Raw genomic sequence first — 13816 nt, forward strand, 5'->3', positions numbered from 1 at the left:
AAGTCGTCGACCTGATGGAGATCTCACAATGAGAACGATCAAGGCGCTCGCCAATGTCGCCAGGTGCTTCATCGCTTTCATGGTGGCCGGCTACGACGGGTCTGTGCCTCCGGTTGAATCACAGTTCGGAGGGTGGATGTGATGACTTGGTCCCAGCTCAAAGCATTGCTGAACACTGCGACTGTGCTGCACGACGGTCGCGGCGGCTTCGCGTTTTCCTCGTCTCGCGTCTCGAATGGCGCATCCAAGTGAGGCTGTTCAAGCCGCGGGTCACCCGCGCTAAGCCGGTCGACCGCGAAGGCCTGGAGCAGGCTGCGCTGATCAAAGAACTCGAACTTTGCCTGCCGGCCGTGGCCGCGTTGATCTTCCACGTTCCCAACGGCGGGCACCGTCACAAGCTGGTCGCCATCAAGCTGAAAGGGCAGGGCGTCAAAGCGGGTGTGCCCGATTTGGTGCTGCCGATGGCGCGCGGCGGCTACTTCGGCCTTTACCTCGAGTTCAAGGCGACGGCGCCGAACGATGCGGCGGTATCGGCCAGCCAGCATGCGTGGATCCGCCGGCTGAATGATCAGGGCTATCTGGCGATCGTGTGCCGGGGCCACTTCGATGCGATGGAGCAGATCCGCGCTTACCTTCGACTCGCTCCCACAGTGGTGGCCGCATGAATCACCAATTCAAGCCAGGCGATCTGGCAATTATCGTCGGTGCCAACTCGCTGACCCAAAACATCGGCAAGCAGTGCGAGCTGCGCGAGTTTGTGAGCCGCGGTGACTGGTACGTTGCCCCGAATGGCGAGGTTTATCGCCATGATGACGTTCCGTGTTGGACGCTTATCGGTGACGGGTTGGTCGCGGTCGTCGAGGACGAGGTTGTAGACCTGGGCTTTGGCATCCATGAGCCGCGACACCTGATGCCTCTGATCGATGACTTCACTCCCACAGGCCAGAAGGCCAAGGCGGAATCGGCATGACGACCGCCGCCGTGAAGATCACTGACGCCGAAATCAAACGGCAGGCGGCCGGCTCGGTCCGTGACCTTCGGGATTACGAGCATCGAGGCCTGTACCTGCGCTTCGCCAAAACCCGCGCCCGGGCGTCGTGGTTCCTGGTGGTGCGTGGCAAGTGGAATCGGATCGGCAGCTACCCCGACCTGTCCGTCAAGCAGGTCATCGCGGCGCTGCCTGACATACGTCTGCGCCTGGACGCCGGCGCGAGCACGAACCTTTCAAAGTGGCTGACCGTGGGCGAGCTGCTGGAGTGGTACGCCGAACGCATGTCTCGCGACCGCAGCCTCTCCGACAAGCGCAAAGACACGGCCGCCTCCGCGATCAAGTGTCACCTCTTGCCGCGCCTCGGCTCTGCAGCACTGACCGATATCGACAAGGCATTCCTAGACCGTGAGTTGATGTGGCCCATGCAGGAGACGCTGTCCATCGATTACGTGCGGCTGGTCTTTCAGCTGCTGGCGCTGGCATTCCGTCAAGCCCACAAGCTGGGGCTGATCGCGAGTAATCCTCTGACCGGGATCAAGTTCAGCGACTTCTCGAAGGCGAAGGTCACCGTCAAGCCGTCACGGCTCAGGGGTGTCCACATCGAGGAGCTTCTGCAGCTGCTGCTGCGCGAGCTGTTCCCGATCCCGAATGACGCGATCCTGGCGCTGATGATGCTTTGCCATGGCACGCGCATTGGTGAAACCCGTCAGGCTCGTTGGGACCACATAAGCCTTGCCGAAAACGTCTGGTTTATCCCCGCTGCTGACACGAAGACCCGGGTGGAGCATTACCTGCCGCTGACCGAGGCTGTCCGGCACCTGCTGATCCTGTATCGCGAAGTGCAGCAGAACCGAGGCTACACCGGCCCGTTTCTTTTCCCTGGACGCCGAGGCAAGCCGCTGAGCGAGAGCCAGGCCAGTGCGGTGTTCACGCGCCTGGGGAAGGGCGAGTGGACGAGTCACGACCTCCGCAAGCTGGCCCGCACAGGCTGGGCAGATATCGGGATCGACCACCTGATAGGCGAGCTGCTGATCAACCACGCCATGGGCCACAACGTGAAGGTTTACATCCAGTCCGACGTGATGGCTCGCAAGCGTGACGCGCTGGAGAAGTGGCACCGCCATCTAGACGGCAAGGGGCTGAACATCATTCTCGGATTGACCGGCTTTAGATTTGAGGACTCCGACAAATCGCTACAGGCCACGGCCCATATGGCCTGCAACCCTATTCAAGAATCAACCATAGGCGAGGTTTCAAAATGACGAAAGCGACTGTTTATTACGTCGGCCGCGGCCTCGACCTGGCAGAAGCTCAAGCCGTTCCAGTCCCAGCCGTGGGTGACGAGGTCGCGATTGATGATGTGCGGTATTCAGTGCGTCAGGTTTTCACCTGGACGCAGGACCCTAGGCATCCCGAAATCGCACGTCCTGCCCGGCATACGGTTTTCCTCGATCAGGTAGCCGCCGAATGAAAAAGAGCCATGGCCCTGCCTTTCGGAAGGAATTGAAGCCGCTGATGGAGTGCGCAACCTGTCGCGGCGCCGGCGTCGTCAACGGGGTTTTCCATCAGCTTGACTGCACCGCCTGCCGCGGATCGGGGTGGGTTTGCCAGTTGACCGGCGAAGCTCTGCCACTGGAAGACCTGGTGCCCCAACTGAACATGAAGCTGCGTCACATGGCCGCCGAACTGAACCGGGCAAGGCACAGCCAGGGCGGCGCGCATGAACAATACGAACAGAACAACCGCCGCGGTGCAGGCGGCTCGAACTACACAGGGGATTGATCGATGGCGATGTACAAAGATGTGATGAGTACCCTGGTGCGTGTGCTGGCCGCCGACAACATCGACAACAGCACCAAGCAGTCGTGGCAGAAGCTGATCGACGCCGATCTGCGGCAGGGCGGCACCGGCAGCACGCTCTCTGTGCGCGACAAGTTCGATTACGACTGCTGCTTATACGCGCTGCTGCACCGCCAGTTAGAGCCTGCACACTGGGACGTGCTGGTTGCCAAGTACTCCACACACAAGGCGAACAAGGTGGCAGCCATCGGCCGGCTGGTCAGCCGCACCGCTTCACCGGCGCCGCAGTTGTTCATCTATAAGGCGCTCACGGCCTGGGCGATTCCTAAACTCAAGGGGATACAGAGCGGCAAGCGTTCCACCGACATGATCGTGCTGCCCGCTGAGTTCTACGACATGAACACATGGGACGTGGATGCCTCCCCTGAGCGCACCCGCCGCAACTGGAGAGCAGGTATTCATAAGCGTCTTGAGCAACTGGAAGAAGCAGCCGTCATTCACGCGACGCACATCTTTGACGCCGAACAAATCTTCATCGATGCCGCTTGACCATGATGGCCGTTTGGCCGTAAATTAACCCCATCATGTCGATCTTGCGCGTTATGAGAGAGACACCAGAAGCCCCGCCACCGAGCGGGGTTTTTTTATGCCCGAAGAAAACCTAAGAGGAATGCCGTATGCGGAAACTCATCATGTACCTGGGCTTTGCGCTTGCCGCATGCCTGACCTGCTTCTCCCTGTCGGCAATCGCTCAGCCGGTGGGTTATGCATTCCGGTCTGCCGTGATGCTGGCCGAACTGCCAAGCGTCGGCATGAAACGCTTGGAGCTGACCCTCGCTATGTGGCGAACGGGAAGCCAGACGGCTGACGAAAGCTTGGCATCCAACCTTCGCGCATCCAGCAACCACTTCGTGATGGCCTCGGCCAAGCCGTTGCCCAGCGGCGCCAGCCCTGCGCCCTGCTAAATCTTCCTGCTAGCGCCTGAAAAAGCCCGTACATGCTGCGGGCTTTTTTGTACTTCCGAGGAAAGCACCTGGTCACACGGATGCTTCCCCGGACGTACTGAAGACGTTCACTAAATTCGGCCCTGCCACACCCATCGCTCCGAGCTGGGAGTGCTGTGGGGTCGATTCATTTTCCGATCCCGAAAGGGTGGATGTCGGACTACGACGAACATGCCTGAAAAATCACCTGACTTCTGGGCGCAGGTCTGGCTCGTCCTGTCGAATCCGCTCTGGCAAGGAGCGATCATGGCCGCAACCATTTCACTACTGCGCGTGCTGTACGAAGGAAAAGAGGCCAACAAGTGGCGGGTCGTGCTTGAGGCGATGATCTGCGGTGCGCTTAGTCTATCCGCCAGCAGCGTCATCGAATGGATGGCGTGGCCGTCGAGCCTGTCTGTCGCCGCCGGCGGCACTATCGGGTTCATCGGTGTTACCGCGATCCGCGAACTAATCATCCGATTCCTCGGCCGCAAGGCGGATTCACTATGAGCCTCGAACCCGTTGTCGCAGTTGCCAAGGTTGGCTCTACATTGCGAACCGCTGCAGTCGCCATTGTCATTGTCATTGTGATGAGCCTGCTTATCGCTATCCAGCAGATCCACGTCGTCACGCTCCAGGGCGCTGTGACCGTCGAGGCTAAGGCCAAGCAGGAAGCGGTGGATGCGAACAACGCCAGCCAGGCGACGATCACCACGCTGCGCGCCGAAGCGCAGCGCAACGCCGACTACACCGCCGACTTGAACAAACGCATCAAGGCCAGCGAGGAAAAAGCCAAGAAGGCTAGGAAGGATTTCGATGATCTCAAGCGCAACAGCAAACCTGTTCGTGACTGGGCTGCTCAGCCTTTGCCTGACGGCCTGCGCGGCAAAGCCGCAAGTGGTAACAAAGACAACAGCCATAAGGTTGGAAGCCCCTGAGCTGATCCCATGCGAGCGAGTCAACGCAGACGATACCGATCTGCGTGACAACGGCGACGTGTGGGAGCTGAAGGATCAGGCCATCAAGCTTCTCGACACGTGCGCTGACCAGGTCGATGCGCAGATCGTGCGCAGCCAAAGCAAGTGAAGAAGTCCTGGTACGTCACAGTGCCGGGCTACCCACCATTCCCCATGATCATGCCGGAAGACCACGACCACGCTGGTGCCTTGGCATTCGCGCGCTGCAAGTGGCCGACTTGCTCTGTTGAGTAAACCGTCGATGCCCCTGCGTCCCCAGAAGCCGTGCAACGCGCTTGGTTGCAACGCCTTGACTCGCAACTCTCGTTACTGCGATGAGCACGCGGATCTGGATAAGCCTTGGGCTACGCGCAAGGGATCGGGCCGTGGTGGTCGACCTTGGCGCCGGCTCAGGGATCAGGTGCTGAAGCGTGACCACTACATCTGCCAATGCGATGACTGCCGAACGCAGGAGCGCATCAGGCCGGCTCATGAGGTTGACCACATCGTCCCGGTGGCCCAAGGAGGTGGCGATCAACCGTCAAACCTGCGCGCGATTAACCACGACTGCCACGAATTGAAGACGAAACGCGAGTCGCGCGCCGGGATTCTGGCGAAAACAGGGCAAATTGCACGATTTTGAGGCGTTTTCGGCCATGCACCGTCGTGGTGCAGGGGGAGGGGTAAAAGTCTGGGCCTTTCGCAGAGGACACCGTCCCCCGAACTGGATTTTCACACCCGCGAAATTAAAAGTTCAGGAGTTGCGCGATGGGGGGCACCGCCACGGTCGCCGGCCGTGGTCGCAAACCCAAGCCGACGGCCAAAAAAGCACTGGCCGGGAACCCGGGAAAGCGGGCCTTAAACACCGCCGAGCCCAAGTTTTCCGAAGTCACCAGGGACATTGATCCGCCTGAGTGGATGAGCGAAGTCGCTCGCACGATGTGGAAGATGGTCGTTCCCGAGCTGCTGCGCGAGCACGTCATCGCGCTTACCGATCTGCATAACGTCGAAGCGTTCTGCACCGCCTACAGCAAGTGGCGCATGGCAGAAGCCTCCGTTCAGGAGTTCGGCATTGTCGTTACCTCGGCAATGGGCAGCCCGATCAAGAACCCGGCATTGACCGCTGCGAACGAAGCGATGCGTCAGATGGTGACCTTCGGTTCGATGCTCGGGCTTGACCCCTCCAGCCGGTCACGACTGATCGGCGGCAACAAGGACAAATCCAACAACGAATTCGCCCAACTACTGAGCTCATAAATGACCAAGTCCGCGCACCCCAATGTCGATCGCGCGATGGTGTGGGCTCGGTCTGTCTTGCGCGGGAAGGTGCCGGCGTGCCGCTACATCCACCAGGCGCTGCAGCGTCACTTCGATGACCTGGCCGCCAGCCGCAAACGCGCCTTCAAATTCAAGTTTGATGCAGCGAAGGCCGAGAAAAAGCTGAAGCTAATCCAGCTGCTGCCCCACACCAAGGGCGAGTGGGCGTTCAAGCGGCAGTTGATCACCCTTGAGCCGTGGCAGTTGTTCGGCATGGCCGCCACCTTCGGATGGGTCAAGAAGAAGGGCGGCCATCGCCGGTTTCGCGAAAGCTACTGGGAGGTCCCGCGCAAAAATGGCAAGTCGGTCATCGCGGCCGGCGTGGGCATCAGCATGTTCGTCGCTGACGGCGAGTTCGGCGCCGAGGTTTATGCCGGTGCCACGACAGAGAAGCAGGCGTGGGAGGTGTTCCGCCCTGCGAAGCTGATGGTCGGCAAGTCGCCAATGCTCATTCAGGCAGCGGGAATCGAGGTCAACGCCTCGAACATGAACATCTCGTCGGACTTCAGCCGCTTCGAACCGTTGATTGGTGACCCGGGCGACGGCGCCTCGCCCAGCTGCGCGATCGTGGACGAATATCACGAGCATCGCACGTCGGCTCAGTACGACACGATGCTGACCGGTATGGGTGCTCGCCGACAGCCACTGATGTTCATCATCACCACGGCCGGCGCCGATATCGAGGGTCCTTGCTACGACAAGCGCCGCCAGGTTATCGAGATGCTTGAGGGTACGGTTCCGGATGAGGAGCTGTTTGGCTACATCTGGACCCTCGACGAAGGGGATGACTGGACCGATCCGAAGATGCTGGCCAAGGCGAACCCAAACCACGGGGTTTCGGTGTTCCAGGAGTACTTGGAAAGCCAGCAGGCACGGGCGATCCGCTCGGCCAGGTTTACCAACACCTTCAAAACCAAACACCTGAATCTTTGGGTGAGCGCAAAGTCTGGCTTTTTCAACATGGAAAGCTGGCGCGCTTGCGAGGATTCGACCCTTACCCTGGACCAATTTGAGGGGCAGGAGTGGATCGGCGGATTCGACCTCGCCAGAAAGTTGGACATGAACTCCAGGGCCCGGGTTTTTTGGCGTGTTCTAGACGGAAAGACCCACTACTACTGCATAGCCCCGAAATTCTGGGTTCCTGAGGACACTGCTTTCAACAGTGACAATAAGCGCATGTCAGAGCGTTTCCAGGCGTGGATTAACTCTAAGCATTTGGACGTTACTGAAGGCGCCGAGGTTGATTACCGCGAAATATTGGAAGATACGAAGGATGCGAACCATATAGCTCCTCTGCGTCAGTGTGCGATTGACCCTTTTGGTGCAACGGGCCTCAGCCACGAGATGGATGACGAAGGCTACAACCCGGTCACCATCACCCAGAACTACACGAACATGTCCGATCCAATGAAAGAGCTCGAGGCCGCTATCGAGTCAGGGCGCTTTCATCACGACGGCAACCCAATTATGACGTGGTGCATTGCCAACGTTATCGGCAAGAACATGCCTGGTAACAACGACATCGTCAGGCCAATAAAACAGGGCGAAGACAACAAGATTGACGGCGCTGTCGCGCTGATCATGGCCATCGGCCGCGTCCTGATCCTGGCGAGCGATAGCAACGGCGATATCAGCGACTTTTTCTCAAACCCGATCATCGTTGGATAACAAACCCATGGATAACGGCCTGACCCTCTTCATCGTGGTGGCCCTGGCCGCGCTCTGCCTGCTGGTGGCGGGCGTTTACTTGCTGGCAGGCCTTGGCTGGTCGCTCATTGCTGGCGGCGCAGCTTGCTTGGCGGCGGCAGGATTCATCCGTAAGGGGCTGATCAGTGAGTAAACCTCTCAAATCGGTATTTCGCCAGGCGCTCATAAAGTCTGCGGAGCCGAGCCCGATCAAATCATCCCTTGCTAGTTGGGTCGGCCGGCGAATTGGACTTGGCGACTCCACATTCTGGAATAGCTTCTACGGAACGGACTCTGCGTCTGGCAAAACGGTCAGCCAACAGACGGCGCTACAGTTATCCACTGTGTGGGCATGTGTTCGTCTTATCGCGGAGACTTTGGCGACGCTTCCAATCGCTCTGTACGAAACGCGAAACGGCGCGCCTGTTATCGCCACATCGCACCCAGTACATCGGCTTATCAGCATCCAGCCCAACGCCGATCAGACGCCGGTAGAGTTTTGGGAATGCGTTGTGGCGAGCCTTCTCTTGCACGGGAACGGGTTCAATCAGCCCCATTTGAGTGGCCGGCAGGTTGTGAGTCTGGACTTTTTGCTTCCGCAAAATATGTCGGCGCCGCGCCGCCTTAATGACGGTTCGGTCGAATATCGCTACACCGACCATAACGGGAAAATTCTCGTCCTGACTGACGACGAAATGATGCACATCCGAGGCTTCGGTACCGACCCCATGTGTGGACTGAGTCCGCTTGCCATGGGTCGCAATGTCTTCGGGGCGGCTATGGCGGCGGATGAATCGGCCAGCAAGATGTTCGCGAACGGCATGAAGCTCGGAGGCGTGCTTTCCACTGACCAGATTTTGAAAAAGGAACAGCGGGCCGATATTCGCGATGATATGGCTAACCAGTTCGCCGGAGCTGCGAATACGGGTAAGACCATGGTTCTTGAAGCCGGGATGAAGTATCAGCAGATCGCTATGACGCCTGAGGATGCGCAGATGCTGCAGACCCGGGCATTCAACGTAGAAGAAATCTGCCGGTGGTTTCGCGTCCCGCCTTGGATGGTCGGGCACACCTCCAACAGCACCAGTTGGGGGACTGGTATGGAGCAGCAGATGATCGGGTTTCTGACGTTCAGTTTGCTGCCGTGGATGAAGCGAATCGAGCAAAGCATCAACCGGAGGCTGCTGCGTCCCGATGAGCGCCGTACCTTCTACGCCAAATTCAACCCAGAAGGGCTGCTGCGCGCCGATAGCGCCGCGCGGGCCCAGTTCTACAGCTCCATGACGCAGAACGGGATCTACACCCGTGACGACTGCCGGCTCAAAGAGAATCTGCCGCCGATGGGCGGAAACGCTGCGGTTCTCACCGTGCAATCCAACATGCTCCCGATCGATCAACTTGGCGGTGACGCCGGAGACGCCCAGCAAGCGCGTTCGGCCCTGCTGGACTGGCTCAACGACAAGCCGAAAGGTAATTCAGAATGAAGCGCAAAGACCAATCGGTGGCGGTGAAGTACCGCTCATTCGACTATGACGTAAAGGCTGTCGGCGACGACGGCCTTTTTTCTGGCTACGGATCCGTGTTTGGCGTCGTGGACAGTTACAACGAGGTGGTCGCCCCGGGCGCCTTCCTCGAATCGATTGCCGATGCAAAGTCCAAAGGCCGGACGTTCCCGGTGCTTTGGCAGCACCGGACGGGCGAGCCCATTGGCAGCTGGGATATCGAAAGCCTGAAAGAAGACGACCGCGGCTTATTTGGGTCTGGTGAACTCTGGCTTGGCGACGCGCCGTACGCGCGCATCGCGCAGCGAGGAATGAAAACCCGCTCAATCACTGGCCTATCCATCGGCTACTACGTGCGCGAATCAAGCCGTGACGATAAAACCGGCATCCGAACACTGACCAAACTGGATTTGGTCGAGATTTCCATTGTGACGGTGCCCGCCAACGACGAGGCGCGCACCGACACCATCAAGTCGAAGCTGGCCCACGGCGGCCTGCCTTCACTCCCCGAATTTGAGCTGCTCCTGCGTGAGGCAGGCTTCTCGAAGACTCAATCTGCGGTGATTGCCAACCGTGGATTGCAGCACCTGCTCCGGAGCGAGTCCGCGGGCGATCTGGCTGAAGTTGAACTCGTCGAAGCGCTGAAATCGCGCCCGGCACTGTCTCTCCCATCGTTTTGAGGATTCACCATGCATAACGCCATGAGCAACCTGGCTCGCGCCGAAAGTCGTCATATGGAGCGTAAAGAACACGCCGACGACAAAGTCCAGCTGAAAGCAGTCAGCGACCTGCTGGATCAGCGTGACAAGGAAATTAAGGCTTTCGCCGAGAAGGCCACCCAAGAAATCAAAGAACACGGCACCATCCTGACCGACACCAAGACTGTTCTGGACGGTTTGGTCAAGGACGGCCTGGGCCTGCAGGACCGACTTCAGGAAGTCGAGCAGAAGCTGGCCCGCCGCTTCTCCGCCAATGACCCCGTCGAGCTGAAATCCGCCGGCGAGGAACTGTCGGACTCGGAAGACTTCAAGGCGCTGCAAACCCGTGGTCGCGGTATCGCGCGTGTCGGCCGCAAGGCGGTGACCAACATCACCAGCCTGGCGACCGGCACTGGCGGTGTGGGCGTGGGCATCCAGCCGACCCGTGTGCCTGGTGTGGTGGCAGAGCCGGAACGTCAGTTCGTCATTCGCGACCTGATCATGCCTGGTCGCACCAGCTCCAACGCGGTCGAGTTTGTGCAGGAAAGCGGCTTCCAGAACATGGCGGCGGTGCAGGCGACCGAAGGTGCTACGAAAGCTCAGTCCGATATCTCCTTCGCGCTGAAAACGACCAACGTCGTCACCATCGCGCACTGGTTCCGAGCTTCCAAGCAGGTGCTTTCGGATATCCCGCTGCTTCAGAGCTACATCAACGGCCGCGCGATTTACGGCCTGAAGTACAAGGAAGAAGAGCAGATCATCGCCGGTAATGGTGTTGCCGGAAATTTGCTGGGCCTGATCCCGCAGGCGGCCGCGTTCAACAACGCCCTGCGCAAAACTGGCGACACCAAGATCGACACCCTGCGCCGCGCGATCCTGCAGGTTCGCATTGCTGAATACCGCGCCTCGGCGATCGCGCTGAACCCGGTCGACTGGGCCGATATCGAGCTGACCAAGGATGCGAACGGCTCCTACATCTGGGTCAACGTCCAGGAAGGCGGTGCGCAACGTCTGTGGAAGCTGCCGGTTGTCGACAGCAACGCGGTTCCAGAAGGCGAGTTCCTGGTCGGCGCGATGAACATCGCGGCTCAGGTCTTCGATCGCGAAGAAGCAGCAGTGGAAGTTTCCACCGAAGACGGCGACAACTTCCGCACCAACATGGTGACCATCCGAGCGGAAGAGCGCCTGGCGCTTGCGGTTTACCGCGAAGAATCCTTCGTCCACGGTGAATTTGACGCCGCCTAAGGCTTCTACACCTCACAGGAGCGCGCCTGGGTGACTGGGCGCGACGACCATGCCAGACATCACTGTAACCACAACCAAGAGTTTCAACACCGACGGTCTGGGCAGCGCCGAGAAGTACGTAAAGCGCGGAGCTGAGCTCATCGTTGACGAATCCATCGCCCGCGACCTCCATCGCAAGGGCCTGATCGAGGATTACGACATGAAGAGTGCCGCCGACCCGGAAAACAAGCAGGCTCCAAAGCCCGAAAACAAGTCGGGCAACAAGCCGAAACCGGACGCTAAGCCCAAGGAATCCTGATCATGGGGGTGATCGCAATCGAAATCGCGATGCAGCATCTGCGGGCGGACGATGCTGATCTGACATTGGTAGAACTGCTGCTGGGTGCTGCTGAGCAGGCGGCACGCGACTATCTAAACCGGAAATTTTACGCCACTGCTGATGATCTGGCTGCCGCAGTGCTGGCGGGCGACGCCGGGGACGATCCGATAGTCATAAACGACGCAATCAAGGCGGCATGCTTGCTCATCCTGGGCAACCTGTATGCCAACCGCGAAGACACTGTCGTTGGGGTCAGCGCAGTCCAGCTTCCCAACGGATCTCGCTCTTTGCTGCATCCTCATCGCATAGGGCTGGGCGTGTAATGCGCGCCGGCAGATTGCGTAATCTCTGCACGCTGCTCCAGGCTCAGGAAGTTAAGCGGCCAGGCGGTGGGTTCACAGAGTCCTGGGTGGAGCTTGGCAAGCTGTGGGCCGAAATCACCGTGCCTACTGGCCGTATTGAGTCCGTTGCGGACCAGCTCGAGGCTGTGGTCACGGCTGAGATCCGCGTGCGGTACCGGGCAGACGTAGTGGCCGGTATGCGGCTTGTCCATAGCGGCAAGACTTTCAAGGTCGAAGCGGTCCTTCCTGACAATGATCAAACGATGCTCCGGCTGCTTTGCTCGAGCGTCACCAACCCTTAGAGGTTACCCACATGAAAGTACGTGCCTTGGCCAGTATCTCTGGTCCCATGGGTCGCAAAGTCGCGGGCGATGAGTTCGTGGTGAACGCGGCGGAAGGGAAAGACCTGATCGACCGCAAGCTGGTCGCAATGGTGGATGACAGCGGGCCGGTTCCCGATGTAAAGGGCGAAGTCCCGGCTACTGCGAAAGCTGAGAAGCCGGCCAAAGCGAAGGCCTGACCATGGGTGTCCGCCGCTCCCGTCTAGACGGTGACTTCAAACTTCGCAAGCTGCTGCGCACGATCCACCAGACCGCTGACAACGAGGTGAAGGTGGCGATGCAGGAGGTGTCCCAGAAGCTGCTGGCAACAATGCAGGAGCTGGTGCCGAAGGATACGGGCGCTGGCGCCGCAGCCCTCACTGCGTTTGTGTCAAAGAGCGGGTTGGATGCTCAAGTCGGCTTGCGCGGCAAGAAGGCCAACAAGCGCTTCTATTACCTGCGCTTCCTCGAGTACGGAACCAAGGGCTACACGGAAGGTAAGCGTTCGGGTGGCCGCAACAAGCGGGTATCTAACAAGTCCGACGGCGCCCACTTCTTTGGCAAGCATCCGGACATTCCAGCTCGGCCTGCTCACCCTTGGCTGCGTCCTGCCTACGACGTCAATCGTGAGTTTATCCAGGCAAGTCTTCGGGCGGCGGTGAACCGAACCTTGAAGAAGGCCAGCGAAGGTGTGGGCAATGGCTGATCCATCATTTGCGGTGCAGGTCGCTGTATTCGACCGGCTTGAGGCGGAAGTTTCATGCCCGATCTATGACAGCGTGCCGATGAACGCTGCCATGCCCTACATCACCATCGATTCTGAAATCAGCTCCAACAGCGACATCTTGAACGGGCGGCGGGACACCCGCCTGTTCTATCTCTCGGTGTGGAGCAATTTCAAGGGGCAGGAAGAGGTGAAAAGGCTGATGGGCGAGGTGGACAGCGCGCTGCACCGTCGGCCTTTACCCGTTGAGATCGGGCGGGTCATCTCAGTCCTGGTCGATCGCAAGCAGGCCAACCGCGACGCGGACGGCGAAACGTATCAAGGCAGCGTCACGCTGCGCATCCTCACCGAACACTAATCCCGTTTTTCTCTGCCGCGCTGCGGCCTTTCACCTGTCCTCAGGAGGACTACTCATGGCTATTAACACCGGCGCCGGCACGCGGATCTACATTGGTCCGCGTCTCACTGCCAACCTTCCTGCCGATCATGCGGCGGCCATCACGCTGTTGAAGGCAATCACTTACGTCGAGGTCGGCGAAGTTGAAAGCATCGGCGACTACGGCGACACGATCAACGATGTCACCTTCGCTGGCCTAGCCGCTGGACGAGCGCAGCACCTCAAGGGCTTGGCGGATGCTGGTTCGTCCGAACTGTCGATCGGCTTCGACGCTGGTGACGAAGGCCAGCTCGCATTGGTCGCAGCCTTCCAGGATCGTTCTCGCTTTGACTATCCGATCAAGGTCGTTTACGTCGACGGAGAGACCGACTACTTCGCTGCCAAGGTGATGAGCAACAAGAAGACCGGCATCAGCGTCGAGGGCGTGCTCAAGCGCACCGTGACCCTGGGTATCAACTCGGAAGTGTACGAAGTCGTCACGCCTTAATCCCGCGACTTCACCTGGCGCCGCACTTGCGCGGCGCCGCTCCTCTCCAA

Annotated in this window: 23 protein-coding genes; all 23 read left to right on the forward strand. The window is 59.3% G+C overall.

Translation table 11 applies throughout. From position 1 onward, the window contains the following. The first annotated feature begins 248 nt into the window (after positions 1-248). The 23 genes from ACYASU_RS08935 (at position 249) to ACYASU_RS09045 (ending at position 13766) form a co-directional block, all read left to right on the forward strand. Positions 249-665 (forward strand): VRR-NUC domain-containing protein, encoded by a 417-nt coding sequence (locus tag ACYASU_RS08935; RefSeq protein ID WP_463582570.1) that lies wholly within the window; start codon positions 249-251, stop codon positions 663-665. Next, positions 662-970 carry a hypothetical protein gene (locus ACYASU_RS08940; protein ID WP_463582571.1) on the forward strand — a complete coding sequence of 103 codons (309 nt, stop codon included), beginning with the start codon at positions 662-664 and terminating at the stop codon, positions 968-970. Before ACYASU_RS08935 ends, ACYASU_RS08940 begins: the two co-directional genes overlap by 4 nt. Further along, positions 967-2253 carry a tyrosine-type recombinase/integrase gene (locus ACYASU_RS08945; protein ID WP_463582572.1) on the forward strand — a complete coding sequence of 429 codons (1287 nt, stop codon included), beginning with the start codon at positions 967-969 and terminating at the stop codon, positions 2251-2253. Before ACYASU_RS08940 ends, ACYASU_RS08945 begins: the two co-directional genes overlap by 4 nt. A 205-nt stretch (positions 2254-2458) precedes the next feature. Next, positions 2459-2773, forward strand: a complete 315-nt coding sequence (locus tag ACYASU_RS08950) for a hypothetical protein (RefSeq protein WP_463582573.1) — start codon at positions 2459-2461, stop codon at positions 2771-2773. 3 nt (positions 2774-2776) lie between these two features. Beyond that, the gene (locus tag ACYASU_RS08955) at positions 2777-3340 is read left to right on the forward strand and encodes a hypothetical protein (RefSeq protein WP_463582574.1); all 564 of its coding nucleotides are present in this window, start codon (positions 2777-2779) and stop codon (positions 3338-3340) included. Positions 3341-3468: 128 nt separating this feature from the next. Next, on the forward strand, positions 3469-3756 hold the full coding sequence (locus tag ACYASU_RS08960) for a hypothetical protein (protein ID WP_463582575.1): 288 nt from the start codon (positions 3469-3471) through the stop codon (positions 3754-3756). 210 nt (positions 3757-3966) lie between these two features. Next, on the forward strand, positions 3967-4284 hold the full coding sequence (locus tag ACYASU_RS08965) for a phage holin, lambda family (protein WP_463582576.1): 318 nt from the start codon (positions 3967-3969) through the stop codon (positions 4282-4284). A gap of 41 nt (positions 4285-4325) precedes the next feature. Then, entirely contained in the window at positions 4326-4712 is a 387-nt protein-coding gene (locus ACYASU_RS08970) for a hypothetical protein (RefSeq protein WP_463582654.1), read from the forward strand. Continuing rightward, positions 4672-4860, forward strand: a complete 189-nt coding sequence (locus tag ACYASU_RS08975; RefSeq protein WP_074891356.1) for a hypothetical protein — start codon at positions 4672-4674, stop codon at positions 4858-4860. The genes ACYASU_RS08970 and ACYASU_RS08975 overlap by 41 nt, the downstream gene beginning before the upstream one ends. A gap of 132 nt (positions 4861-4992) precedes the next feature. After that, complete coding sequence (locus ACYASU_RS08980; RefSeq protein WP_463582577.1) at positions 4993-5373, forward strand: HNH endonuclease; 381 nt, start codon at positions 4993-4995, stop codon at positions 5371-5373. Positions 5374-5498: 125 nt separating this feature from the next. Beyond that, positions 5499-5987 (forward strand): phage terminase small subunit P27 family, encoded by a 489-nt coding sequence (locus tag ACYASU_RS08985; RefSeq protein ID WP_463582578.1) that lies wholly within the window; start codon positions 5499-5501, stop codon positions 5985-5987. After that, the gene (locus ACYASU_RS08990; protein ID WP_463582579.1) at positions 5988-7715 is read left to right on the forward strand and encodes a terminase large subunit; all 1728 of its coding nucleotides are present in this window, start codon (positions 5988-5990) and stop codon (positions 7713-7715) included. A 7-nt stretch (positions 7716-7722) separates the two neighbouring features. Continuing rightward, the gene (locus ACYASU_RS08995) at positions 7723-7887 is read left to right on the forward strand and encodes a hypothetical protein (RefSeq protein ID WP_463582580.1); all 165 of its coding nucleotides are present in this window, start codon (positions 7723-7725) and stop codon (positions 7885-7887) included. Next, positions 7880-9217, forward strand: a complete 1338-nt coding sequence (locus tag ACYASU_RS09000; RefSeq protein ID WP_463582581.1) for a phage portal protein — start codon at positions 7880-7882, stop codon at positions 9215-9217. Before ACYASU_RS08995 ends, ACYASU_RS09000 begins: the two co-directional genes overlap by 8 nt. Further along, a complete protein-coding gene (locus ACYASU_RS09005; RefSeq protein WP_463582582.1) occupies positions 9214-9915 on the forward strand; it encodes an HK97 family phage prohead protease in 702 nt (233 codons plus the stop codon). Before ACYASU_RS09000 ends, ACYASU_RS09005 begins: the two co-directional genes overlap by 4 nt. Positions 9916-9924: 9 nt before the next feature. Then, on the forward strand, positions 9925-11178 hold the full coding sequence (locus tag ACYASU_RS09010; RefSeq protein WP_463582583.1) for a phage major capsid protein: 1254 nt from the start codon (positions 9925-9927) through the stop codon (positions 11176-11178). A gap of 49 nt (positions 11179-11227) precedes the next feature. Continuing rightward, positions 11228-11476 (forward strand): hypothetical protein, encoded by a 249-nt coding sequence (locus ACYASU_RS09015; protein WP_463582584.1) that lies wholly within the window; start codon positions 11228-11230, stop codon positions 11474-11476. 2 nt (positions 11477-11478) lie between these two features. Continuing rightward, positions 11479-11820, forward strand: a complete 342-nt coding sequence (locus ACYASU_RS09020; RefSeq protein ID WP_463582585.1) for a head-tail connector protein — start codon at positions 11479-11481, stop codon at positions 11818-11820. Continuing rightward, the gene (locus ACYASU_RS09025; protein ID WP_463582586.1) at positions 11820-12140 is read left to right on the forward strand and encodes a phage head closure protein; all 321 of its coding nucleotides are present in this window, start codon (positions 11820-11822) and stop codon (positions 12138-12140) included. Before ACYASU_RS09020 ends, ACYASU_RS09025 begins: the two co-directional genes overlap by 1 nt. Before the next feature lie 11 nt (positions 12141-12151). Then, positions 12152-12358 carry a hypothetical protein gene (locus ACYASU_RS09030; protein ID WP_463582587.1) on the forward strand — a complete coding sequence of 69 codons (207 nt, stop codon included), beginning with the start codon at positions 12152-12154 and terminating at the stop codon, positions 12356-12358. Positions 12359-12360: 2 nt separating this feature from the next. Continuing rightward, complete coding sequence (locus tag ACYASU_RS09035; RefSeq protein WP_463582588.1) at positions 12361-12864, forward strand: HK97-gp10 family putative phage morphogenesis protein; 504 nt, start codon at positions 12361-12363, stop codon at positions 12862-12864. Then, positions 12857-13240 (forward strand): DUF3168 domain-containing protein, encoded by a 384-nt coding sequence (locus tag ACYASU_RS09040; protein WP_463582589.1) that lies wholly within the window; start codon positions 12857-12859, stop codon positions 13238-13240. Before ACYASU_RS09035 ends, ACYASU_RS09040 begins: the two co-directional genes overlap by 8 nt. Before the next feature lie 55 nt (positions 13241-13295). Continuing rightward, complete coding sequence (locus tag ACYASU_RS09045; RefSeq protein WP_463582590.1) at positions 13296-13766, forward strand: phage tail tube protein; 471 nt, start codon at positions 13296-13298, stop codon at positions 13764-13766. Positions 13767-13816: the final 50 nt, after the last annotated feature.

The organism is Pseudomonas sp. HP_12 (genome assembly GCF_055283955.1).

Coding starts and splice junctions, on each gene's coding strand:
- ACYASU_RS08950 (WP_463582573.1), top strand. CDS start 2,459: ATGAAAAAGAGCCATGGCCCTGCCTTTCGGAAGGAATTGAAGCCGCTG.
- ACYASU_RS09015 (WP_463582584.1), top strand. CDS start 11,228: ATGCCAGACATCACTGTAACCACAACCAAGAGTTTCAACACCGACGGT.
- ACYASU_RS08965 (WP_463582576.1), top strand. CDS start 3,967: ATGCCTGAAAAATCACCTGACTTCTGGGCGCAGGTCTGGCTCGTCCTG.
- ACYASU_RS08960 (WP_463582575.1), top strand. CDS start 3,469: ATGCGGAAACTCATCATGTACCTGGGCTTTGCGCTTGCCGCATGCCTG.
- ACYASU_RS08945 (WP_463582572.1), top strand. CDS start 967: ATGACGACCGCCGCCGTGAAGATCACTGACGCCGAAATCAAACGGCAG.
- ACYASU_RS08940 (WP_463582571.1), top strand. CDS start 662: ATGAATCACCAATTCAAGCCAGGCGATCTGGCAATTATCGTCGGTGCC.
- ACYASU_RS08980 (WP_463582577.1), top strand. CDS start 4,993: ATGCCCCTGCGTCCCCAGAAGCCGTGCAACGCGCTTGGTTGCAACGCC.
- ACYASU_RS09030 (WP_463582587.1), top strand. CDS start 12,152: ATGAAAGTACGTGCCTTGGCCAGTATCTCTGGTCCCATGGGTCGCAAA.
- ACYASU_RS09020 (WP_463582585.1), top strand. CDS start 11,479: ATGGGGGTGATCGCAATCGAAATCGCGATGCAGCATCTGCGGGCGGAC.
- ACYASU_RS08995 (WP_463582580.1), top strand. CDS start 7,723: ATGGATAACGGCCTGACCCTCTTCATCGTGGTGGCCCTGGCCGCGCTC.
- ACYASU_RS09040 (WP_463582589.1), top strand. CDS start 12,857: ATGGCTGATCCATCATTTGCGGTGCAGGTCGCTGTATTCGACCGGCTT.
- ACYASU_RS08985 (WP_463582578.1), top strand. CDS start 5,499: ATGGGGGGCACCGCCACGGTCGCCGGCCGTGGTCGCAAACCCAAGCCG.
- ACYASU_RS09005 (WP_463582582.1), top strand. CDS start 9,214: ATGAAGCGCAAAGACCAATCGGTGGCGGTGAAGTACCGCTCATTCGAC.
- ACYASU_RS08990 (WP_463582579.1), top strand. CDS start 5,988: ATGACCAAGTCCGCGCACCCCAATGTCGATCGCGCGATGGTGTGGGCT.
- ACYASU_RS09045 (WP_463582590.1), top strand. CDS start 13,296: ATGGCTATTAACACCGGCGCCGGCACGCGGATCTACATTGGTCCGCGT.
- ACYASU_RS09010 (WP_463582583.1), top strand. CDS start 9,925: ATGCATAACGCCATGAGCAACCTGGCTCGCGCCGAAAGTCGTCATATG.
- ACYASU_RS08955 (WP_463582574.1), top strand. CDS start 2,777: ATGGCGATGTACAAAGATGTGATGAGTACCCTGGTGCGTGTGCTGGCC.
- ACYASU_RS09025 (WP_463582586.1), top strand. CDS start 11,820: ATGCGCGCCGGCAGATTGCGTAATCTCTGCACGCTGCTCCAGGCTCAG.
- ACYASU_RS09035 (WP_463582588.1), top strand. CDS start 12,361: ATGGGTGTCCGCCGCTCCCGTCTAGACGGTGACTTCAAACTTCGCAAG.